Origin of the sequence: Streptomyces sp. NBC_01428 (genome assembly GCF_036231965.1) — a bacterium.
Taxonomy (GTDB): domain Bacteria; phylum Actinomycetota; class Actinomycetes; order Streptomycetales; family Streptomycetaceae; genus Streptomyces.
This window is the reverse complement of sequence record NZ_CP109499.1, coordinates 2402406-2424473: the sequence shown is the minus strand read 5'-3', so window position 1 is coordinate 2424473 and position 22068 is coordinate 2402406. Positions and strand designations below refer to the sequence as shown.

15 protein-coding genes are annotated in these 22068 nt (G+C 71.5%); 12 read left to right on the top strand and 3 right to left on the bottom strand.

Going from position 1 to position 22068, the window contains the following annotated elements; translation table 11 throughout:
- Positions 1-129 precede the first annotated feature (129 nt).
- Both OG406_RS10450 and OG406_RS10445 read right to left on the bottom strand, forming a co-directional pair.
- On the bottom strand, positions 130-3111 hold the full coding sequence (locus tag OG406_RS10450; RefSeq protein ID WP_329185422.1) for a glycoside hydrolase family 2 TIM barrel-domain containing protein: 2982 nt from the start codon (positions 3109-3111) through the stop codon (positions 130-132).
- An 83-nt stretch (positions 3112-3194) separates the two neighbouring features.
- The gene (locus OG406_RS10445) at positions 3195-4445 is read right to left on the bottom strand and encodes an FAD-binding protein (RefSeq protein ID WP_164375001.1); all 1251 of its coding nucleotides are present in this window, start codon (positions 4443-4445) and stop codon (positions 3195-3197) included.
- Positions 4446-4686: 241 nt separating this feature from the next.
- Here OG406_RS10445 and OG406_RS10440 point away from each other — a divergent pair, with 241 nt between their 5' ends.
- Positions 4687-5694: a hydroxyacid dehydrogenase gene (locus OG406_RS10440; RefSeq protein ID WP_329185419.1), complete on the top strand. Its 1008-nt coding sequence runs from the start codon at positions 4687-4689 to the stop codon at positions 5692-5694.
- 85 nt (positions 5695-5779) lie between these two features.
- Here OG406_RS10440 and OG406_RS10435 read toward each other — a convergent pair whose 3' ends face one another.
- Entirely contained in the window at positions 5780-6628 is an 849-nt protein-coding gene (locus tag OG406_RS10435; protein ID WP_267048820.1) for an alpha/beta fold hydrolase, read from the bottom strand.
- 167 nt (positions 6629-6795) lie between these two features.
- Here OG406_RS10435 and OG406_RS10430 point away from each other — a divergent pair, with 167 nt between their 5' ends.
- The 11 genes from OG406_RS10430 (at position 6796) to rsgA (ending at position 22014) form a co-directional block, all read left to right on the top strand.
- Complete coding sequence (locus OG406_RS10430) at positions 6796-7458, top strand: pyridoxamine 5'-phosphate oxidase family protein (protein ID WP_164374998.1); 663 nt, start codon at positions 6796-6798, stop codon at positions 7456-7458.
- Between the two features lie 71 nt (positions 7459-7529).
- Positions 7530-8852 carry a radical SAM protein gene (locus OG406_RS10425; protein WP_164374997.1) on the top strand — a complete coding sequence of 441 codons (1323 nt, stop codon included), beginning with the start codon at positions 7530-7532 and terminating at the stop codon, positions 8850-8852.
- A 357-nt stretch (positions 8853-9209) separates the two neighbouring features.
- Positions 9210-10691 (top strand): cellulose binding domain-containing protein, encoded by a 1482-nt coding sequence (locus OG406_RS10420; protein ID WP_266617304.1) that lies wholly within the window; start codon positions 9210-9212, stop codon positions 10689-10691.
- 527 nt (positions 10692-11218) lie between these two features.
- On the top strand, positions 11219-13654 hold the full coding sequence (locus tag OG406_RS10415; RefSeq protein WP_267048821.1) for a glycoside hydrolase domain-containing protein: 2436 nt from the start codon (positions 11219-11221) through the stop codon (positions 13652-13654).
- A gap of 3 nt (positions 13655-13657) precedes the next feature.
- Positions 13658-14080: a hypothetical protein gene (locus OG406_RS10410; RefSeq protein WP_164374994.1), complete on the top strand. Its 423-nt coding sequence runs from the start codon at positions 13658-13660 to the stop codon at positions 14078-14080.
- Positions 14077-14739, top strand: a complete 663-nt coding sequence (locus OG406_RS10405) for a hypothetical protein (RefSeq protein WP_326842108.1) — start codon at positions 14077-14079, stop codon at positions 14737-14739. The genes OG406_RS10410 and OG406_RS10405 overlap by 4 nt, the downstream gene beginning before the upstream one ends.
- Before the next feature lie 245 nt (positions 14740-14984).
- On the top strand, positions 14985-15320 hold the full coding sequence (locus OG406_RS10400; protein WP_326842107.1) for a CATRA system-associated protein: 336 nt from the start codon (positions 14985-14987) through the stop codon (positions 15318-15320).
- 111 nt (positions 15321-15431) lie between these two features.
- Positions 15432-16961 (top strand): CATRA conflict system CASPASE/TPR repeat-associated protein, encoded by a 1530-nt coding sequence (locus OG406_RS10395; RefSeq protein ID WP_329185412.1) that lies wholly within the window; start codon positions 15432-15434, stop codon positions 16959-16961.
- A 90-nt stretch (positions 16962-17051) separates the two neighbouring features.
- Positions 17052-19781 carry a CHAT domain-containing protein gene (locus OG406_RS10390; RefSeq protein WP_329185410.1) on the top strand — a complete coding sequence of 910 codons (2730 nt, stop codon included), beginning with the start codon at positions 17052-17054 and terminating at the stop codon, positions 19779-19781.
- A gap of 74 nt (positions 19782-19855) precedes the next feature.
- Entirely contained in the window at positions 19856-20605 is a 750-nt protein-coding gene (locus tag OG406_RS10385; protein ID WP_329185408.1) for an NUDIX hydrolase, read from the top strand.
- Positions 20606-20898: 293 nt separating this feature from the next.
- Entirely contained in the window at positions 20899-22014 is a 1116-nt protein-coding gene (gene rsgA / locus OG406_RS10380) for a ribosome small subunit-dependent GTPase A (RefSeq protein ID WP_385631207.1), read from the top strand.
- The last annotated feature ends 54 nt before the right edge of the window (positions 22015-22068 follow it).

Genomic DNA, 22068 nt, shown 5'->3' with positions numbered 1-22068 from the left:
CTGCTCCGGCCGGCCCACCGGCAGATCGTAGGCGCGGCCGGGCGCGGACTCCACGGAATTCCGGCCCGGCGGACGCGACCGGGCCGGACGGGGGAGGACCCGCCCGGCCCGGTCGCGCCGGTCCGGGCGCTAGCGGACGCCCGAGAAGACGAACGAGAACTCCGCCGGTTCCGCGTCCAGCCGGTACGGCGGAAGCACGCCGGGACCGCACGACTGGGAGCCGATGCCCTGCTGGCCGTGGTCGAGGTTGACCCAGACCGTGTCGCCGGCCCGGAGATCCGACAGGTGGTCCGCCGCGTCCAGTTGCTCGGTCGTCCAGCGCCGCGCCGTGAACCAGAACCGCGGATCGCCCTCGACACGCAGGCCGCCGATCTCCGCCCAGCGGACGTCGGGCCGGGCGCCGTTCTCCTGCGGGCGCACGTATGGCGTCTGCAGGGCGTCCACGGTCGACTCCCACCGGCCGCTCATGGAGGCCGTCCCGGTGTCGGGATAGCCCTCGCCCGGGCCGCCGCCGAACCAGGTCACGCGATCCGCCGGGCCGGAGAGCCCGAGCCGGACGCCGAGCCGGGGCAACGGCAGCTTCCAGTCGCCCTCGGGTGCCACGGACACGGTCAGCCGCAGCCGCGTGCCGTCGGACGTCCACCGGTACACCGTGCGCAGGCCGACCGCGCGGGCGGCGGGCGCCACCCTGGTCCGTACGGTCAACGCGTCCTCGCCCGGCTCCACCGCGTCCAGGCGGTGCCGCATCCGGTGCAGGCCCAGCGTGCGCCAGAGCGGACCGAAGCGGGCGTCGGGCTGCCAGTGCGCGCCGTTGTCGTTGTCGGTCGGGGCCCGCCACACGTCCAGCCGCAGCCCCGTGACCCCGACACCGCCGATCGTGAGCGGCTCCCCGGTGCGGGCGTCGAAGGTGCCCGGCCCCAGGGTGATCACGCCGTCACCGGCCACCGGGGCGACGAACCGCCCGAGGGGCGCGGACACGGCTTCGGCGGAGGGGAGTTGGGCCCAGGCGATCTCATGGCCGCGGGGCGCCCACGCCGTGTCCTCGGCGAGGACCGCCCGTACGGTCCAGTGCGCCTCGGCGCCCCCCGGGTCCACGGGCGGCGCGGGGAGTTTCACGTCCGCCGACTCGCCGGGGGCCAGCGCGGGCACCTGGAGGGCGCCCGTCGCGACGGTCTCGCCGTCCACCTGGTAGGACCAGGAGAAGGCGAGCGCGGCGAGGTCGGCGAAGTCGTAGCCGTTGGTGACGCGCACGACGCCGTCGGCGCGGGCGGCGTCCAGAGGCCGGTCCAACACCCCTTCCCCGTCCCGGAGTCGGTCCGGTCCGGGGAGGCCGGACGTCCCGCCGGTGTCGATGCGGACGGGTTCGATCACCTTCTTGTACTCGACGAGCCCGGGGGAGGGTGTCCGGTCCGGGAAGAGCAACCCGTCGCAGACGAAGTTCCCGTCGTGCAGCTCCTCGCCGAAGTCACCGCCGTACGCGAACCCGTGGCGCTCGTCCGCGATGCCGTGGTCGATCCACTCCCAGACGAAGCCGCCCTGGACCCGGTCGTACGCGGTGAACAGACGCTGGTAGTCGGCGAGACCGCCGGGCCCGTTGCCCATGGCGTGGCCGTACTCGCAGAGGATGAAGGGGAGCCCGCGTCGCTTCGCGTCGCCCTCGTCCTCGTGGCGGCCGATGCGCTCGACCTCGGCGTGGTCGGCGTACATGCGCGAATAGACGTCCGTGTCCCGGCAGGTGGCGTCACCCTCGTAGTGGATGAGGCGTGAGCCGTCGCGGTCCCGGATCCAGTCGGCCATCGCCGTCAGTCCCCGTCCGGTGCCCGCTTCGTTGCCGAGCGACCACATCACGACGGACGGATGGTTCTTGTCGCGCTCGACCATCCGGGCCGCCCGGTCGAGAAGGGCGGGCGTCCAGCGGTCGTCGTCGACGGGGTTGCCGCGCCAGCCCTCCTCGGTGAAGCCGTGGGTCTCCAGGTCGCACTCGTCGACGACCCACAGGCCGTAGGTGTCGCACAGGTCGAGGAAGGCGGGATGCGGCGGATAGTGCGAGGTACGGACGGCGTTGATGTTGTGCCGCTTCATCAGCAGCACGTCGGCGAGCATCGTCTCCACGTCGAGGGCCCGGCCCCTCTCCGGGTGCCACTCGTGCCGGTTGACGCCCTTGAACAGCACCGCGCGGCCGTTGACCGTGATCTGGCCGTCCCGCAGAGCGACGGTGCGGAAGCCGATCCGCAGGGGTACGCGCTCGCCCTCCGTGACCAGTTCGCCGTCGTACAGCCGGGGCGTCTCGGCCGTCCACGGCGCCACCGGCACCGTGACCTCCACGCCGGTCGCGACGTCGACGCCGAGGGCCGGCACGAGGACCCGTCCGTCGACGTCGGAGTCGACGCGCAGCGTTCCGAGGCCCGCGCGGTGGTCGTACCCGGCGTGCACGAAGAAGTCGAGCACGCCGCCCGCGGGGCGGTGCAGCAGGGTCACGTCACGGAAGATGCCGGGCAGCCACCACTGGTCCTGGTCCTCCAGGTACGAGCCCGCCGACCACTGGTGCACCCGGACGGCGAGCGCGTTGCGTCCCGGCCTCAGCAGATGGCCCACGGCGAACTCGTGCGGCAGCCGGGATCCCTTGAACTCGCCGAGATCCGTGCCGTTCAGCCAGACCCGGGCGCAGGACTCGACCCCGTCGAAGCGCAGCACCGTACCGCCGTCGGCGGGCCAGTCCGCCGGCAGGTCGAAGAAGCGCAGATGGTCGCCGGTCGGGTTCTCGGTCGGCACGTGCGGCGGGTCGACCGGGAACGGGTAGAGGTGGTTGGTGTAGATCGGCGCGCCGTGCCCCTGCAGCACCCAGTGGCCGGGGACCTGGACCTCGGCCCAGCTCTCGGCGTCCTGGTCCTCGTGCGGCGCGTACCGCTCGGCGGCGAAGGAGTCGTCGCGCGCGTCGGCGGTGGGGGACAGCCGGAAGTGCCAACGCCCGTTCAGGGAAAGGCTCGCGGCGTCCGAGGCCGCGTAATGGGCGCGCGGCGGCAGCGCGCCGTGGCCGGGGGACACGTCCTCGACGTAGCCGGTGTCGGAGGGTGCGGCGGTCGGGTGCGAGGGGGAGGTGCGGAAGGACATGCGTCTCCTAGATCAGCCCGTGGATCAGCCCGTGCGTCGTGGTTCCGGTCGGTGCGGTTCTCCCGGGGCCCGCGCCCGGTCTGTCAGGAGCGGGGAGGGAGGAGGTCCGCCACGAAGGCGTTGGTGAAGGTGCCGGCCGGGTCGAGGCCGTCGACCAGCGTCCGGAAGTCGGTCATGCGCGCGTAGCGTTCCCGCAGGATCTCCGGCGGTACGGCGAAGACCTTGCCCCAGTGCGGTCGCGGCGCGAACGGCTCCAGCGCCCGCTCGACGCTCCGCACCACGGGCAGCACGGCCTCCGTGTCGTCGACCCAGGTGAAGTGCAGCGCCACGGTGTCCCGTCCGTACGCCGGGCTCAGCCACTGCCGGTCGGCGGCGACGGTCCGCACCTCGCAGATCTGCAGCAGCGGCGCGATCGTCCCGCGGATCGCGTCCAGGGCGTGCAGCGCGGCGAGGGCGTCCGAGCGCGCCAGCAGATACTCGGACTGCAGCTCGGAGCCGCTGCTCGGCGTGAACTCCGCCCGGAAGTGCGGGAGTCGCTCGTGCCAGGGACCGGGCACGCCGAACTGCCGGGTGCAGTTGCGGGCGGGCATCCCCGGCACCGGGTGCATGGCCTCGGTCGCGGGCTCCGCCCAGGGGAAGTCCGGCAGGGGCCGGTCGGTGCGCCGCTTCAGCCACACCTGGCGGAAACCGGGCCGCTCCCAGTCGGTGAACAGGCTCACGCTGTACGCGGAGGCCGCGACCGTCTCGAAGTCCAGTCCCTCCAGCGGGAGTTCGGTGAAGACGTGCTGGCTCACCTCGAAGTCCGGCTCGACGTCGAGCGTGAGAGCGGTGACCACGCCGAGGGCGCCCAGAGCCGTCACGGCGCCGTCGAAGCGGTCGTCGCCGCGGCCGACGGTCAGCGGGGAACCGTCCGCGGTGACCAGCTCGATCTCACGGACCGCCGAGGCCAGCGACCCGTTCGCGACCCCGGAACCGTGCGTGCCGGTGGCGACCGAACCGGCCACCGAGATGTGCGGCAGCGAGGCCATGTTGTGCAGCGCGAACCCCTTCGCGTGCACGGCGCGGGCGAGTTCCGCGTAGCGCACGCCGCCCGACACCCGGACCGTACGGGCCGCCGTGTCGACGTCGATCGCGGGCGGCAGCGCGGCCAGCGACAGCAGGACGCCGTCGGGTCCCGGTTCGGCGATCCGGTTGAACGAGTGGCCGCTGCCCAGCACCCGCACCCGGGTGCTTCGCGCGACCAGCGCGCGCAGCGCGGCGAGCGAGGCGGGCCGGTGCAGCTCCTCGGCCGCGTACGTGATGTTGCCGGCCCAGTTGGTCAGCGTCCCAGTCATCCTGCTGTTCCTCCTCGGATGTCCGCCGCCCGTGCGATGACCACCCGGCGAACGTACCGCGCCGGTCCGCCCAGGTGGCAGACCTCTTCGTTGACCCTCTCACGCGCTGCGATCTACCGTAGAGAGCGGTTGCTGCCGCTGTCACGGGGCCGTCGGCACCCGCCGCGATCCCGCGCTCGCGGCGAGGCCCCGCACCGCCGCCGGACGCCGCCGGGCGTCTCCCGAACCGGAAGGCCCCTCCGTGCCGAAGCGTCCCGTGGCGATGTTCGCCATGACGGCCGAGAACGTGCCGCGCGTCTTTCCGCCGGACCTGCTCGTCCGGCTGCGCGAGCTGGTGGAGATCGATCCCGCCCTGGTGGCGGGGGACTTCACCGACCCCCGGGTGCGGGAGCGTCTCGCCACCACCGAGGTCCTGATCACCGGCTGGGGCGCTCCCGTCCTCGACGCCGGCGCGCTGGAGGCGGCGCCGCGGCTGCGGGCCGTGCTGCACGCCGCGGGCTCCGTGAAGGGGTTCACCACCCAGGCGGTGTGGGACCGTGGGATCGTCGTGTCGTCGGCGGCCGCCGCGAACGCGCTGCCCGTCGCCGAGTACACGCTCGCCATGATCCTGCTCGCCGGCAAGAACGTCTTCGCGTACCGCGACCGCCTCCGCGACGAACGGGCCTTCCCCTACGGCGATATCCTGCCCGGCGTCGGCAACTTCGGCCGCCGCGTCGGCGTCGTCGGCGCCTCCCGCATCGGCCGACGCCTCATCGAGCTGCTCCGGCCCTTCGACCTGGAGGTCAGCCTCGCCGACCCCTACGTCACCGAAGCCGGGGCGGCGGCGCTCGGGGTGCCGTTGCTGCCGCTCGAGGCCCTGCTCGCCGGGAGCGACGTCGTCACCGTGCACGCCCCGCAGACCCCCGAGACGCGGCACCTAGTCGGCCGCCGCGAACTCGCCCTGATGCCCGACGGATCGGTCCTCGTGAACACCGCGCGCGGCTCCCTCGTCGACCACGACGCGCTCGTCGGGGAACTGCGGTCCGGTCGGATCAGCGCCGTCCTCGACGTCACGGACCCGGAACCGCTCCCGGCGGACTCCCCGCTCCTCGGCCTCCCGAACGCCTTCGTCACCCCTCACCTGGCCGGTTCCCAGGGCAACGAGGTCGCCCGGCTCGGCGCGACCGTTCTCGGCGAACTGGAACGGCTGCTGGCGGGGCGGGAGCTGGAGTTCCGGGTGGACGAGACGGAGCTGGAACGGACGGCCTGACGGAGGGGACCGCGCGGCCGGCGGCAGCAGGGGACCACCCGCGTCGCGGGGCTCTCGGCCTTCCGCACCTCCGCGCGCCGGGCGGCTACCCGGCCGGTCTTCCGAGGAAAGCGCCGATCGTCCGTGTGAACCGCTCCGCGTCGTCGAGCCACGGAAAGTGTGCGGCCCCGGCCTGGACGACCAGCTCGGCACGCGGGAACACGGCGGCGAGGGCGGCCACCGCGGGAGGCGGGGAGTTCAGGTCCACCTCACCGGCGAGCACGAGCACCGGACAGGCCAGGCGGCCGAGCGCCGCCCGGGTGACGTCCGGCGTGAACGCGCCGTCGCCGAAGCGGCCTGCGGCCTCCTGGTTCCGGTGGGCGTCCTCCGCGGCCCGGTGCGCCCGCGCGCTCTCGTCCCAACGGCCGTACCAGAAGGGGGCGATGGCCAGGAAGGCGGCAGTGTCCCCGTCTCCGGCGACGATCCGCTCCAGCGCGGCGAAGGCCTCCGGGAACCACGGCTCCGCGGCCCGCAGCAGCGCCGTCTCCCGCCGGACCTCCCCGGTGATGTCGATGCCGACCGCGTACGGGCTCGGCGTGATGAGCGCGAGCCGCTCGACCCGGTCCGGATGACGCTCCGCGTACAGCATCGCCAGGTTCGTCCCCGCGGAGTGCGCGAGCAGGTCCAGCCGGTCCCGACCGAGGTGCTCGCGCAGCGCCTCCACGTCGTCGACGAGCCGGTCGCAGCGGTACGTGCCGGGGTCCTCGGGGACCGCCGAGCCACCGGTGCCGCGCGGGTCCGCCATGACCAGGGCGCGGTGCGCCGACAGCCCGCCCAGCTCCCCGAGGTAGGCGCAGTCCTGCATCGGCCCGCCCGGGAGGCACACCAGGGGTGGTCCGTCCCCGAGGACCTCGTAGGCCAGCTCTGTCCCGTCGTACGCGGCGAAGGTGGGCATGGCGGCGACTCTCGCAGCGGGGGCCGTGCGGGGCAAACGGCTTCTTGGACGGCCCCGGTACCACTCCGTCGCACGCGAGGTGCGGATTCCGTTGTTTTTGATGCCTGGAACTGCTGATTCAGTTGCTCTGTGGTCAATGCTCGATGGATATCGTTATTCTGTCACCTATGACCTACGGACCGCTCCCCGACACCGACCTCACCCGGCACCGCCGCCTGCGCGAACAGGGCAGCCTCGACCGCGCCGACCTCGACGCCATCCTGGACGCGGGATTCGTCTGCCACCTCGGAGTGATCGTCGACGGACGCCCGATGGTGGTGCCGACCGTGTACGGGCGGGGCGAGCGCGACCTCTACGTCCACGGCTCCGTGGCGAGCCGGAGCCTGGCGGGGGACGCGCCCGTCTGCGTCACCGTGACGCACGTCGACGGACTCGTCCTCGCACGGTCCGTGTTCGAGCACGGCGTGAACTACCGCAGCGCGATGATCCACGGCGTCCCCCGGAAGGTCACCGACCCCGATGAGAAGACCGAGGCGCTGCGCCTCCTCACGGAGCACGCCACCCCCGGACAGTGGGACTACGCGCGCGCCCCCAGCCGCAAGGAGCTGGCCGCGACCACCGTCCTCGCGCTGTCCCTCGACGTGGCCTCCGTCAAGATCCGCACCGGCGCCCCGGACGACGGGGACGGCCCGGACGCCGCACTGGGCCTGTGGGCCGGCACGCTCCCGCTCACGGCCACCTGGGGGGCGCCCGTCCCCGACCCGCTGCTGCCGTCCGGACAGCCCGTTCCGGACCACGTCGCGCGCCGCGAGGGGACCCGGCACGGCTGACGCCGGGCCGGGGGCATACCGTGAGGAGTCGAACACGACAGACGAAGCAGGTCGGGAGCGAGGAGAACGGGATGGGCAGCCGCACCGCGCTGGTCGAGGATCTGATGGAGCGGTTCCCGCACGTGCCGCGGGAGGCCGTCTTCAAGGAGGACCTGCTCCGCGGGGGTGTGGCCTTCGACGCGTCCGCTCTCAGCGACAACGAGCAGGGCGAGGTCAAACCGAAGTCGTACTTCATCTTCTCGTTCGACCACGGCACCCTCCCCGAGCTGGGCGAGGCCGCGCTCCGGCGCCCGCCGGAGGAGATCATCCTCACCGGCGGCCCGTACGACCTGCGGCGCACCGTGGTCTCCGTGCGCGTGAACCCGTCCTCGCCCTACCGGGTCGCCGCCGACGACGAGGGCGTCCTCGGGCTCTACCTCGACGGGAAGCGGATCTCCGACGTCGGCGTGCCGCCGATGCCCGAGTACTACAAGCACAAGCTCTCCAACGGGAAGTCCGTGATGGAGGTGGCCCCCACGATCCAGTGGGGCTACCTGATCTACCTCACGGTCTTCCGGGTCTGCCAGTACTTCGGCGCCAAGGAGGAGTGCCAGTACTGCGACATCAACCACAACTGGCGCCAGCACAAGGCGGCCGGCCGCCCGTACACCGGGGTGAAGGACGTCGAGGAGGTCCTCGAAGCCCTGGAGATCATCGACCGGTACGACACCGCGAAGGCGTCCACGGCCTACACCCTCACCGGCGGCGCGATCACCAAGACCGTGTCCGGCCGCGACGAGGCCGACTTCTACGGCCACTACGCCAAGGCCATCGAGGAGCGGTTCCCCGGACGCTGGATCGGCAAGGTGGTGGCCCAGGCGCTGCCCCGCGACGACGTGCAGCGGTTCAAGGACTACGGCGTGCAGATCTACCACCCCAACTACGAGGTGTGGGACGAGTACCTGTTCAAGATGTACTGCCCCGGCAAGGAGCGTTACGTCGGCCGGGACGAGTGGCACAAGCGCATCCTCGACTCCGCCGAGATCTTCGGCGCGCGCAACGTGATCCCCAACTTCGTGGCGGGCGTGGAGATGGCCGAGCCGTTCGGGTTCACCAGCGTCGACGAGGCCATCGCGTCGACGACCGAGGGGCTGCGCTTCTTCATGTCCCACGGCATCACGCCCCGCTTCACCACCTGGTGCCCGGAGCCGACGACGCCGCTGGGCAAGGCCAACCCGCAGGGCGCGCCGCTGGAGTACCACATCCGCCTGCTGGAGGCCTACCGCGCCACCATGGACGACTTCGGTCTCAAGTCGCCCCCCGGGTACGGACAGCCGGGCCCCGGACAGGCGGTCTTCTCCGTCAGCTCCTTCATGGACAGCCTGCCCGCCGAGGAGCCGGCCACCCAGCTCTGACCCACCGCCGCGCCCCACCGACGCGCCGTGCCTCCGGGCGCGGCGCGTCCGGCGTGCGCGGTCCGACGGACACGCGCGCGCCCCGTGCGCCGCACCCCGTACACCCTGAACGCCTCGCACGGCCCGGACGTCCTCCACGTGTCCGGGCCGTACCCGTTCCCCGGCGTCGGAGGGCTGTCGCCGTCACCGACGCGTGACCACCCGGTCGCGCGATGTGAGGGAACGGCTTGTCAGTTGTGTCGGAGGCGTGAAAGGCTCGGGCCTGTTGTCGGGACGGTCTCCAACTCCCCGGTACCGCAAGCCGAGTTGGGCGTTACCTGACGTTGCACATGGACGCAGTGGATGCAGGAGCCCCCCATGCCCGACCTGCCGACCCCTCAGGACGCCGCCGAGGCCGCGCTGTTCTCGGACTGCTGGGACGCGGTGCTGTCGTACGCCGACCTGTGCACCTCCGGCTCGGCGGCCGCGACCCAACTCGCCACCGAGGCCTTCACGCACGGTGTCCACGAGGCCCGCGCGGCCGAGGCCCGCGCGCGGAACACCGGCCGCAGGACACCGGGGCTGCCCCGGATCCCCCTGCTGCTCAACTCCGTACGCACCACCGCCGCGGGCTGGGAGGCGCACGGCCAGGGGCACCGGCTGGACCCCGACCTCAGGCTGTGGCTCAACTCCGAGAAGGCCGCCCGCTTCACCGGGCCCCCGCTGCACCGTCCGATCGCCCTGCGCGGTCTCAGGGACCTCCAGGACGCCGACGCGGCCCTGCTGTGGCTGGTCGAGGTCGAGGCCCTCCCGCTGCCCGCCGTGGCACGGCGCCTCGGCCTGGATCCGGTGGCGGCGGCCGAGGAACTCGGCGAGGTGCGCGCCCTGTTCAGGGCCCGCTGCCACCGCGGCCACCTCGACACCCCGATGGACGCCGCCTGCCGCAGCTACGCCCGCCTCCTCGACGCGGTCACCCGCTCCCCGGCGGCCGAGACACCCGAGGACCTCTCCCGGCACCTCGCCCACTGCGCGGAGTGCGCGGAGGCCGCCGCCTGCCTGCGCCTGCACGGCGGCGGACTGCCCGCCGCGCTCGCGGGCGGGGTGATCGGCTGGGGCGGCCTCGCCTACCTCGAACGCCGCCGCCGCGCCGCCGAAGCGGGACTCGGAGGCGGCCGCACGGAAGCCGCCGTGGACACCGGCATCGCCGAGAACCGGGAGCCCGCCCCCCGGATCGGCCGTACCGGCGTACTGGTCGCCGCCCTCATCGTCTCCGGACTCGCGCTCACCGTCTCCCTGATGCCCTTCGGCCCCGACGGCGACGCCGCCGTCGAGCCGCGCGGTGACACCGCCGTCGCCGACCGGCCGGTGGCCGCCCCGGCCGTGTCGTCGTCCCCGCCGGCCACCACCCGCGCCGACGGCACGCTCGTCTCGCCGGAGCCGACGCGGACGACCGCCGAAGCGCGGCCCGATCCCGAACCTCAGGGCCCGACCTCGCCGCCGGCCCGCGTCGTCGACCACACCCCGGAGCCGACGAGGAAATCCCCCCGCTGCGCGGCGAAGTACACCCTCGACAACGAATGGCCGGACGGCTTCCAGGCGACCGTCTCCGTCACGACCACCGAGCCCCTCGACACCTGGCGGCTCGGCTGGACCTTCGACGACGGCCAGCGGGTCACCCAGATGTGGGACGGCACCGCCGACCAGCACGGCTCTCGGGTGACGGCCACCGCCGCCGACTACAACAGGACCGTCGCCGCGGGCGGTTCCGTCAGCGTGGGCTTCCTCGGTTCCTGGCAGCACACGAACACGGCACCCGACACCATCACCCTCAATGGGGCGGCCTGCGCGATGGCGCGCTGATTCCACGCGCGGACCCTTTCCCCGAGGCCGGTGAATTGGCCCGATCCCGTCGCGGAGAGGCCGGAAATCGCACAACCTTCGAAGCCGTGTCGGGAGTCACATCGTTCGGGCATGCGGAGTTTCCCGTCGCGCCGATCGGGCGACCGTCATAGGTCTGTTCGCGCGGTGGCGGGTGGCTTAGCGTGCTCACGGGATCTTCTTCCGGAAGTTCCTTCACGGGGAGCGGGGGACGTGTTCATGGTGCGCGGTACGGCTGACGGGGAATGCCGACGCCTTTCGGCGAACCGGGAGCGAGGAACGACGGTTCGGTAGATCCGGAACACGCCGTCCTGTGCCCGCCCTCGGAGCGTTCTCCCTGGCCAGGCGGGCCGGCGTCCTGCAACACCGCGGCCCACGCCGCGGGTTGCGCGACGGTGGCCGGAACGGCCCCCTTCGGTGGCCGAACACTTCCTGTACGCCCTCCCCCTTTCGTTTCGACTCACACTCTCGTGCGGCCCGGTGCCGTATGACCGGAGACAGGAAAAGACTTGGCAGACGAGAAAGTCCTCGAAGCGCAGAAATGGGTGAACTCCACCTACGGCACCGTGGCCGGATACGTTCCGTGTCCGGAAGACGGCCGCACCGGCTGGGGCACCATGAACTCCCTGATCATGGCCCTTCAGCACGAACTCGGCATCAGTCCCGTGGTCGCCAGTTTCGGCCCCGGAACGATGTCCAAAATGCAGGCGTTAGGCGATATCGGATTCGGCTGGGACGCGAACCGCAACATCGTCGCCATTCTCGAACACGGCCTGTTCTGCAAGGGCTACTGGGCCGTCGAGCCCGACAGCTACGGCTGGTTCACCGGCGTCACCCGCGAAGCGGTGAAGAGCCTGCGGTCCAACATGGGCATCCCCGAGGGTGACGGCGTCATCAACGCCAAGCTCGCCAAGTGCATCCTCAACATGGACGCCTACGTCGTCGTCGCGGGCGGCACCGACAAGATCCGCGGCATCCAGCGGTGGCTCAACGGCGGCTACTGGCAGAAGGACGCCTACAGCATCGGCCCCTGCGACGGGATCTACTCCCGCGACGTGCAGAAGGCCCTCATGATCGCCCTGCAGTACGAACTCGGACTCAGCCCGACCGGCAACTTCGGCCCGGGCACCCAGGCCGGCCTGAAGAACCACACCCTCACCGAGGGCAACTCCGGCATCTTCGTCCAGCTCTTCACGGCCGCCTGCGTCTTCAACGAGCCGGTCATCCTGCACGGCCAGGACGACCAGGAGGTCCGCACCACCTTCAAGGACAGCTTCGACTCCAAGACCAAGGAGTTCGTCCAGGTCTTCCAGAAGTTCTCGCAGCTCCCCGAGACCGGCCTCGGCGACTACCAGACCTGGTCCCAGCTCCTCGTCTCCATGGGCGACCCGGACCGCGAGGCCCACGGCAGCGACACCCGCTACGAGATAACCGCCTCCCGCGCCCGATGGCTCAACGACAACGGCTTCCGCATCGTCGGCCGCTACCTGTACGACCCGCCCGGCTCCACCCTCGACAAGGAGATCAAGCCCGGCGAACTCAAGACCATCTTCGACGCGGGCCTGCGCGTCTTCCCCATCTACCAGGACAACGCACGCCAGTTGGCGGACTTCACCTACACGGCCGGCTACCAGCACGCCCTCAACGCCCACGCCCTCGCCACCGGCTACGGCTTCAACCGCGGCACCACCATCTACTTCGCCTGCGACTACGACGCCACCCAGGAAGCGATCGACGGCTATCCGCAGGGCATCGTCACGTACTTCAACGGCGTGGTGGCGGGCCTCGCCAGCCAGGGCAAGAAATACCTCCACGGCGTCTACGGCTCCCGCAACGTCTGCACCAACGTCACCGAGAAGACCCTCGCCCGGTACTCCTTCGTCTCCGGCATGTCCTACGGCTTCTCCGGCAACCTGGGCTTCCCGCTGCCGGACAACTGGTCCATGAACCAGATCAAGGAGTTCAAGGTCACCAACGGGTCCGACACCTTCGACCTGGACCGCGACGTCTGGCGCGCCGGAAGCGACCCCGGCACCAACTCCGTGAACAGCACGGCGGGTCCGGCCGACGGCTTCATCGCCTACGTCGAGAAGCTCTACGGCATGGCCGTCGCGTACGGACACGACAAGAACGCCAGCCAGCTCGTCATGGAGTACATCCGCCACGAGAAGTACGCGGGCATGGCCTGGTGGTGGCTCGCCGGCAGCTACGACTCCGGCTTCGTCGAGTACTGCAACACCCGGGGCATGTCGGTGATGGACAGCTTCAAGGACCCCATCTCCGGCTACGACCTCGACGCCACGCACCTCATGGCCACCGCCAACGGCTTCCTCGTCAACTCCGACCCCAGCGACAAGAAGTCCGCGACCGGCGGCGACATCGCCGGCTGGGGCGGCGACATCATGACCTTCTACGCCGACTGGCGGAACTCCGAGGAGCAGTACGCCTCCGGGCACGCCTTCTGCGACGCCAAGCTCGCCAAGCCCGCCGTCGTCTCCAGCTTCGGCTTCACCGACATGGTCGAGGACGCCGACGGATACCTGCTGGCCAAGGCCGTTGCGGGCGGCCAGAACATCGTCGACTGGGTCAAGGCCCAGTACAACGGAGGCGGCGGGCTGCGCCGGTTCCGCAACCACTACGACACCCGCTGGCAGAACGGCGGGAACTGCTACCAGTCCTGCTGGAACATCCTCACGGCCGCCGACGACGTCACCGTCGACCTCGCCCGGAAGAAGCTCATCATGGCCTCCGGTGCCATGCTGCCGTCCGTGATGATCAATCTTCCCGGCGGCGGCGACAAGCTCGACGCGTTCGTCCTCGGCTTCAGCGACCGCATGCTCGGCCTCGTCGGCCTGGAGAACAGCCTGGCCGCCACGTACAGGAGCAACCTGCAGAAGTACCTCAAGGCCGCCGAGCAGCGAACCGCCGTACGGGCCGGCCGCTGACCGATGGGCGTCATCGCGAACTTCCTCCTCCTCGCCGTTCCCGTCCTGATCGTGCTGGGACTGTGGAGCCGGCCCCTCCTCACCGGCCGGTGGAAGACACCCGGCTGGTTCCTCGTGACAGCGGGGCTCTGTCTCGTCGCCATGCTCGTCACCTGGATCGTCGGAGCCCTCGCCGGTTCCTCGATGGACGCCGAGGAGTCCTGTCACGCGGCCGGCACCACCTACGACCGCGCCTACCGCTCCGTCCACTGGCAGGAACCTTCGCGATGGTTCCCCCTGCACGACAAGTGCAACGCCGGCTACGACCTGGTCCCGGTATGGGTCAACCCGGCCCTGGTGATCCTGCCCCTGCTGGCCGTCACCTTCCTGGGCCTGGCCGTACGGCTGGCCGTCGTCAAACAACGCACCGAGAAGGGCACAGCGTGAACGAGCTGACCAGGCGCCACTTCGTGGGCGCAGCCGCCGGGTTCGCCGGAGCCGCCGCGATCGGGTCGCTGGGGGCGGCCCCCGCCTCCGCCGCTCCCCGCCGGACGGACTGGGCGGGGAACCGCTCCGCCAACGGCTGGGAGATCCTCCCCGAGGCGAAGAGCCACCGCATCGAGGGCAGCGACCAGTCCGTCCACCTCGCCGGAGGCACGGCCGCGACCCTGCTCCTGTACGTCGCACGGCGCTTCCACTACGAGATCGACCAGCTCCGCGACGGCGACGTCCGGGGCCACCGCACCTCGCGTCGCGTCCAGGACCCGCACGAGTCGAACTACCTGTCCGGGACGGCCCTCGAGATCAGACCCCAGGCCTACCCGCTCGGCGCCAAGGACGGCTTCTATCCGCGGGAGCTGGTCGTCGTCCGCGACATCCTCGCCGAGCTCGACGGGGCCGTGGTGTGGGGCGGCGACTTCGCCACGCCGAAGGAGTCCCACTTCGAGGTCGCGCACAAGCCCGGGCACCCCAAGGTGAAGGGGGTCGCCCGGAAGATCGACGGCTGGAACTCCGGTCCCGGCAACGAAGGCGCTGGCGCCACCGACGCCTTCGACCCCGCCCGCCGCAGACGCGCCACGTCCTTCGCCCGCCGCATGGCTTCGTAGTCCCGCCGAGGAACGACAGCCGTCCGCCGGCGCGGGGTGCCGCGCCGGCGGACGGCGCGGCACCGGCGGCTTTGCGCACACGCCGGGGCGCCCCGCCTTGTGCACGCGGCCCAAAGACTGGAAAATCAGCCGGCGAACCCAGGAACACCTTTCGTCACAGGCGGAACTGGGCTTCGCGTACGCGGCGGATCCGGGGAATCCGCGCGCGGGGGTGTGCGGTCGACGGTGCTCGGGGGAGGACTTTCATGAACCTGCGACAGATTCTTGCGCGTCTGGACGAGATCCAGGACTGGTCGCTCACGACGGACGAGTGGCACACCGTCGGCGATGTGCTGACCAGGCTGGAGTCCGTGCTCCCCGAAGAGGACGATGCCGAGACCCTTCGGGTTCTGGCCCTTCTGGAGCCGCTGGACCGAGAAGGGGCGCGTCGTGCGCAGGCCCGGTTGGGCCCGGGGCGCACCCCCATTCCGGCACAACAGCGCGAGCAGCGGAATCACCTGATCGCACGGCTCACCGCTGACCTGAGCGGGGCGAAGGACCACTCCCGGGAAGGCCGGAACGCCCGAGGAGAGACGGCGTGAGCGGCCGCGGCCGAACCGCTCGTCCACGGTCGCACGCGGAGGAACACGCATCGACGAAGCCTCGGTGCTCCTCGACAGCCCCCTCGGGATTCCGGAAGCAGGTCGCACAGCATGAGCGGAATCACCAAGCCGGCCCTTCTCGTCATGGCGTTCACGCCCGCCGAATCCGAGACCGGCGGCCACGCCCGCGACTACCTCGCCTGTATGTGGCGAGCATGCCGTTCGTTGGGCATGCGTGAGCCGGTTCCCGGGACCTCCGTGCCGGCGGACCACATCGACTTCGGCTCGGCGCCCCCGGTCGCGCCCCGGTTCACCTTGTTGGCGGCCGCGCAGCGGACGGGCGACGACTCCGTCTATTCCGCCTTCGCCTTCGCCGACCACGACGTCGTCGGCGTCGTCGCCCTGCTGGCACCCAACGACACGGCCGGAGGCCTCACCCAGTGGGCCGATCTCGACGCCGAGTGGACTGCGGCGCTGGCCGCCGCCGGGAGACCGCCTCAACCCTGGGACTTATTGGGGGAGTTCCGCGTGTTCGAGGCGCTGCACGGCCCCTGGCTCGGGCGGCGTGACCGCGCGATGTGCGAGCTCGTCCGCCGGTACGCTCCCCGGACCGGGAGCGAACCCTGGTGGGCCGGCTTCGACCGCACGGAGCACGGCTTCTCCGTGTGGAGGTCCACCGAGGCCGCCGAACCCGAGGATGCCACCGACCTCTACGTCCTGGCACCGGCCCGGTGCGAGGCCGACCTCGACGAATGGGCCTGGGCCGTCGACGGCCGGCACGGACTGAGGCCGCTCGCGCGCTATCTGCTCCAGCTCTCGAAGATCCGGTACCAAGGACGGCTGTACGCCTCGTCGGAGCCGTCGCGCGCCCAGATAGCGGAGAGCGACGAGCGGACGACGGCGCTCCTGCGGGAGCTGGACTCCGCCGCCCGACGTCCGGTGCCCCTCGAACGCCTGCTGAGGACGTCGCACCTGCTGGACGAGACGCAGTTCGGGCCCCAGGGGCTGCTGTGGACCATCACCCGCCAGCGTCAGTTGACCCGCAGTCTCTCCACCGCCGTCGCCAACATGCGCTTGCACACCCCCGATCCGCGCAGGCACGGCGCAGGGGTCTCCTGGACCGTGACGGACCTCGCCGACGCCGACTGGCTCATCAAGCAGGTGGACGAGGACCGGCTCCATCTGGAAGCCGCGCGCGAACGGGCGGACAGTGTGCGCGCCGCGGTCTCGGTCCTGGTCGAGCGGGAACTGGTCAGCCACCGCAGTTGGCTGACGCTGGTTCAGACCTCCATCCTGGGATCGCTCCTCACCGCGCTGGCAGCCGTGCAGACCATGAACTACAAGGTGCCGCTGCGCAAGGCTCTCGAATCCCCGGTGATCGTCGCCGTGGCGGCTCTGGCCCTCGCCCTGCCGCTGGCCACCCTGCGCTGGGCGGGCGTGGCGCCGACGACGTCCCGCTACCGATGGCTCGACTCGGGCGTCGCGGGGCTGTTCGGCGCGTCCCTGGGATGGCTGGCCGTCACGTGTGTGGCGCTGGGCAGGGGAGGAGGGACTCCCACCACCCCGTGGTCGCTCACGGGTGCCGTCGTGGCGGGTCTGATCGCTTCCGCCGGTACGCACCTTCTGACCCGACCGCGCTAGCGCACCCCCTCTCCCTTCCGCTCCGGGTGCCGCCGCGAGCCCGCGGTTCCGGAGCCACGAACCCGACGGAACCACCGAGGAGTTCTCCGCATGCGTCAGGACAACGGGCGGCACCCGCAGGACCCCAGCTCCGCGATCAGGGCGTTCGTCGAGGCACTCGACGTCGAGGATCTGATCATGAGGTTCGACATCGACTTCGATGCCCCGATGCGCCAGGCGGACGCCATCGGCATGTTACGAATGGCGCGAGCCCACACCAAGGAGCCGCAGGCCGGTGCCCGGGGCATCGCCCGAAGAGTCGGCGCCCACTGGTGCGAGATCGTCCAGGCGGACACGGGCTACGAGTTGCTCTCGGCACTGCGGCTGATCGAGGCGTCACGGCCGGACGCCGAGCGCCTGCTGGCGTGGCGGAGCGACGGCACCGTCGACCCCGAGGACCCCTTCCCCGCCTACGCCCTCGCCCGGTGGTACGACGGAGTGGGCAGGATCCGCTACCGGCTGGGGAGTTACACGGCCTCCCGGCGGGTCTTCGGGACCGCCGTGCGGGTGGCCGAGTCGGCCCGGCTGTGGTGGGTGCTGCCCGACCTGCTCAGCAACCACACCCGCGCCGAGTTCGAGGAACGTGAGCAGGCGGCGCGTGAGAGGGACGACGGCAGGACCGCGGGGAGGGACGTCGACGCGATGGTCGCTCCGATGCGGCGGAGCCACGACCGACTCGTCGAGCAGGCGAACGAGCACGGCGTCGACATCGACGCCGTGCCGGATCAGGAAACACCCCTGAGGCACAGGGAGTTCCTCCGCGGCTACTCCAACGCCCTCCACAACCTCGCCACCGCGCTGCGCCAGGCCGGGGACACGGAGCAGTCGCTGCGCGTCACCGCACGCTCCAAGGCCATCTCGCAGGGCCTGAACGACACGTACCGCACGGCGCAGTCGCTCTTGAACGAGGCTTTCTGCGGCGACAGCCCGGAGAGGAGCTTCGCGACCCTGCGCGATCTGGGTCATGGCCGCGAGGAGCAGGCGGGGCCGGGGTGGGAGCGTGGACGACGGATCGCCCGCCAGAACCTCGCGCGGCTCGCCGGCGGCCCCGACGGTCTGGCCGATCTGGGGAACCTCCTGGACGAGCTGGAGGACGACGTCGTCGGAACGGGCCGACGAGCCGGGCTGGACGTCGACTTCTACGCCTACACCGTGCGCTACTACCGGGAGACGGCCGCGGCCCTCCCCGCTGCCGACCGACCGCGGGACGTCCTGGACCGCCGGCTGAGGATGGCGGAGTCGGTGCGCGAGGCGATCGCGCTCCCCGTGTACAAGCGTGCTTACGCCCACCACGTGAGACCCGCGTATCTGCGCGCCATCGGCGCCCGGATGGCACGTGGCGGTCACCGGCAGGAGGACCTGGAGAAGATCGTGTCCCTGGTGGAGGAGTCCTCGGGCCGGGAACTCCTGGACCTGCTCGCGTCGTCCCGCCCACCCGTCCTCGGCCGCCCCGCGCATCCGCTGCCCACCGCTCCCGAAGGATCCCGGGCCGGGAGGGGCTCCTCGGAGGGGCGCCGGACGCCCCTGCGCACACAGGAACCCGCCGGGGCGGCACAGGGGCGGGAGTGGCGGGAACTCCTCATCGAGCGGGAGCAGCAGTACGAGGACCACTTCCTCCAGCACCCGCTGACATCGGCGACCCACGACGAGGACATCGCCCACCAGCTGGTCCAGTACACCCTCAACCACGAGGGCTCCTGTGTCGTGCGGTACTTCCGCTTCGGTACGTCGGACGCGCCGCTGGAGGGCGAGGAGGCGACCGAGCCCGACTCGCTCGGCATCGTGGTCTGCCGGGCCGGGGTGCTCACGCTGCTGCCCTCCGTTCCGTACACGGACGTCGCCGACCTCGCGCGCACGGTCTTCGAGGACCTCGCGGACCCCGCGTTTCCCGTCCCGAAGGAGGGAACCTGCCGGCGGATCTGGGAACTGCTCGTCGGGCCGGTGTGGGAGAGCGCCAACAAGGGAGGGCCGCCGGACCACCTCACCCTGATCCCGACCGACGACATCTTCGCGATCCCGCTGCACGTCGCCACCGCGCCGGGTGACAACCGGCCGCTCGCCGCCCGGGTCCCGCTGTCGCACTCGGTGAGCGTGGCCGCCTTCGTCACGCGTGGCCGCCATCTGCTCAAGAAGCAGCTCATGGAACACGACGACGACCTGGCCGCGCTGCTGTCCACCGACACACGGGCGACGGGCGACGAGATCGTCGATGTCGGCTGGACGGCGGCGCACGTCCATGTGGCCGGAGAGGTCCCCGACGCCCTCAAGGGCAAGGTCGCGGGCGCTTTCACCGCCGACTGGGACGGACTCGAGCAACTGGTGTCCGTGAAACCGGAGTTCTTCGTCTACGCCGGGCACGGCGTGTACGTGGAGGAGCCCGAGGTCTCCGGCCCGCTCATCCACCTGGGAAAGACAGACATGCTGTCGCAGTTCGACCTCGCGTTGCGCGTCAGCCTGCCGAGGAACAAGCTCACCGTGCTCGGCGCCTGCCTGGCCGGACAGGGCATGCGGTCCGACGGCGGCGACGTCCTCGGGTTCATGCGGTCGCTGATCATCAGCGGTGCGGGTGCCATCGGCGTGCCGCTGTGGTCCGTCCGTGACTCGGCGATGGTGGCGACGGTCGGTACGTTGCTCCGCGAGAGCAGAGCGGCCCTCGGATCCTCGGCCACCGGCGTCTTCGACGTGGTGCAGACCCTGCACGACCACTACCGGGAGAGTATCGAGACGTACACCTCGGTGGAGGCCCGGGTCGACCGGCTCCCCATCGCCCTGTATCTATGATCCGGTCGCGGGCGCCCCGTCGCGGCGCCGCGACCGACAGCGCACGCGGACGACACGCGGACAAGAGGAGAGCCATGGGCGCACACGACGCAGCCACCGGCAAGCAGACCGCACTCACCGACTACGAGGCACTGCGTGAGCAGCGGCCCGAGCTCTTCGTGAACCCCCCCGGCGCGGCTTTCGAGATCCTCTTCGACCGCGCCGAGCAGGACCGGGCAGCCGACGCCATGGCACGGCTGGCCGTCGCGGCGGGGCTGCCCGAGAGCGTCGGAGACATCGGCGTCGTCTATCGCGACGCCTACTTCTGCCTGGTCCGTGACGCCGTACGGTTCGCGAACGGCCGACTGGGGACGTACATCCGTATCGTGCCCGCGTCCGCGTCCGGCGGAGCCGCCGTCCTTCCCCTGCTCCCCGACGGACGAGTCGTCCTGCTGCGTCACTTCCGCCACGCGAGCCGGGAATGGCACTGGGAGATCCCCCGTGGCTTCGGTGCTCCGGGGGAGGACGGCGCCGGTACGGCCGCGCGGGAACTTCAGGAGGAACTGGGCGTCCACGTCGTGGACTTCACCTATCTCGGCGCGCTCTCTCCCGACACCGGCCTGCGTGCGGGCGTGGACCACCTGTACGTCGCACACGTGGGGACGGACCAGGTGGCCGACGAGCCGGCCGGGGACGCCCGGGCGGAGGGGATCCAGGCGTACCGGGCCGTATCGCAGGGGGAGTTCCGGACGATGGTCGCGGACCGGCGGATCTCCGACGCGTTCACCCTGTCCGCTTACGCGCTGGCCACGGCCCAGGGCGTGCTGAAGGCCGACGCGGTCTGACCGCCCCCCCCACAGGGAGACCCCCGCGGTCCGGGGCAGCGGCCTCTGTCCGTAATTCGATGGCGCCGTCGCCGCGGGCTCTCTAAAGTGGTGCCCGTTGGAGCGGCGACGGGGTTCGTTGTCGCGGGTGACCTGGATTGTGCACTGGGAGGTGTGACCGATGGCTGTCATTGAGATGGGCGCTGCCCGCATCCAGAAGTTCATCAAGTCCACCTCCGTGGCCGCCGGCTGACCTTCCTCTTCCTTCGCGCCGTAGTGCGCGTCGCCGGGGCCGCCCTTGTGAAGGGTCTCCCTTGACTTCCAGCTCCGCCCTCCCGACCTCGTTCGCGTCCCTGGACCTCTCCCCGCTCGTGTCCTACGGCTGGGACGACGCCTGGGCCGACGAGTTCGCTCCCCACCTCTCCGAAGGACTCGTCGCCGGGCGCGTGATCCGCGTCGACCGCGGTCAGTGCGACGTGGCCACCGCAGACGGGGTCATCCGCGCGGACACCGCGTTCGTGACACCGCACGACCCGATGCGGGTCGTGTGCACCGGCGACTGGGTCGCCGTCGAACCCTCCGGCCATCCCCGCTACGTCCGGGCGTACCTGCCGCGCCGCACCGCTTTCGTACGCTCCACCTCCTCCAAGCGGTCCGAGGGGCAGATCCTCGCCGCGAACGTCGACCACGCGGTCGTCGCCGTGTCGCTCGCCGTCGAACTCGACCTCGGCCGGGTCGAACGCTTCCTGGCCCTGGCCTGGGAGTCCGGCGCACAGCCCGTGGTCGTCCTCACCAAGGCCGACCTGGTGCCCGACCCGGTGACGCTCGGCCATCTCGTCCAGGACGTGGAGACCTCGGCACCGGGCGTGCCCGTGCTCACCGTCAGCTCCGCGACCGGCGAGGGGCTCGACGTCCTCGAAGCCGTGCTCGCCGGGGGGACCGCGGTCCTGCTCGGCCAGTCCGGCGCCGGCAAGTCCACCCTCGCCAACGCCCTGCTGGGCGCGGACGTGATGGAGGTCCAGGCCACCCGCGACATGGACGGCAAGGGCCGGCACACCACCACGACCCGCAACCTGCTCGTCCTGCCGGGCGGCGGCGTCCTCATCGACACCCCGGGACTGCGCGGTGTCGGCCTCTGGGACGCCGAGACCGGCGTCGGCCAGGTGTTCGCCGAGATCGAGGCGTTCGCCGCCGACTGCCGCTTCCAGGACTGCGCCCACGTCGCCGAACCCGGCTGCGCGGTGCTGGAGGCCCTCGACTCCGGAGCACTGCCGGAACGACGGCTCGACAGCTACCGCAAGCTGATCCGGGAGAACCAGCGGATCGTCGCCAAGACGGACGCCCGGGTACGCGCCGAGATCCGCCGGGACTGGAAGCGCAAGGGCGCGGAGGGCCGCGCCGCCATGGAGGCCAAGCGGGGCCGCTGGTAGCCGCACCCGCGGAGGGCCGCCGGTTCCGGCTCTCCGCTTTCCTCCACCGGTCCG

Coding starts and splice junctions, on each gene's coding strand:
- OG406_RS10395 (WP_329185412.1), top strand. CDS start 15,432: ATGAGCGGAATCACCAAGCCGGCCCTTCTCGTCATGGCGTTCACGCCC.
- OG406_RS10445 (WP_164375001.1), bottom strand. CDS start 4,445: ATGACTGGGACGCTGACCAACTGGGCCGGCAACATCACGTACGCGGCC.
- OG406_RS10435 (WP_267048820.1), bottom strand. CDS start 6,628: ATGCCCACCTTCGCCGCGTACGACGGGACAGAGCTGGCCTACGAGGTC.
- OG406_RS10425 (WP_164374997.1), top strand. CDS start 7,530: ATGGGCAGCCGCACCGCGCTGGTCGAGGATCTGATGGAGCGGTTCCCG.
- OG406_RS10400 (WP_326842107.1), top strand. CDS start 14,985: ATGAACCTGCGACAGATTCTTGCGCGTCTGGACGAGATCCAGGACTGG.
- OG406_RS10385 (WP_329185408.1), top strand. CDS start 19,856: ATGGGCGCACACGACGCAGCCACCGGCAAGCAGACCGCACTCACCGAC.
- OG406_RS10420 (WP_266617304.1), top strand. CDS start 9,210: ATGCCCGACCTGCCGACCCCTCAGGACGCCGCCGAGGCCGCGCTGTTC.
- OG406_RS10450 (WP_329185422.1), bottom strand. CDS start 3,111: ATGTCCTTCCGCACCTCCCCCTCGCACCCGACCGCCGCACCCTCCGAC.
- OG406_RS10410 (WP_164374994.1), top strand. CDS start 13,658: ATGGGCGTCATCGCGAACTTCCTCCTCCTCGCCGTTCCCGTCCTGATC.
- OG406_RS10390 (WP_329185410.1), top strand. CDS start 17,052: ATGCGTCAGGACAACGGGCGGCACCCGCAGGACCCCAGCTCCGCGATC.
- OG406_RS10430 (WP_164374998.1), top strand. CDS start 6,796: ATGACCTACGGACCGCTCCCCGACACCGACCTCACCCGGCACCGCCGC.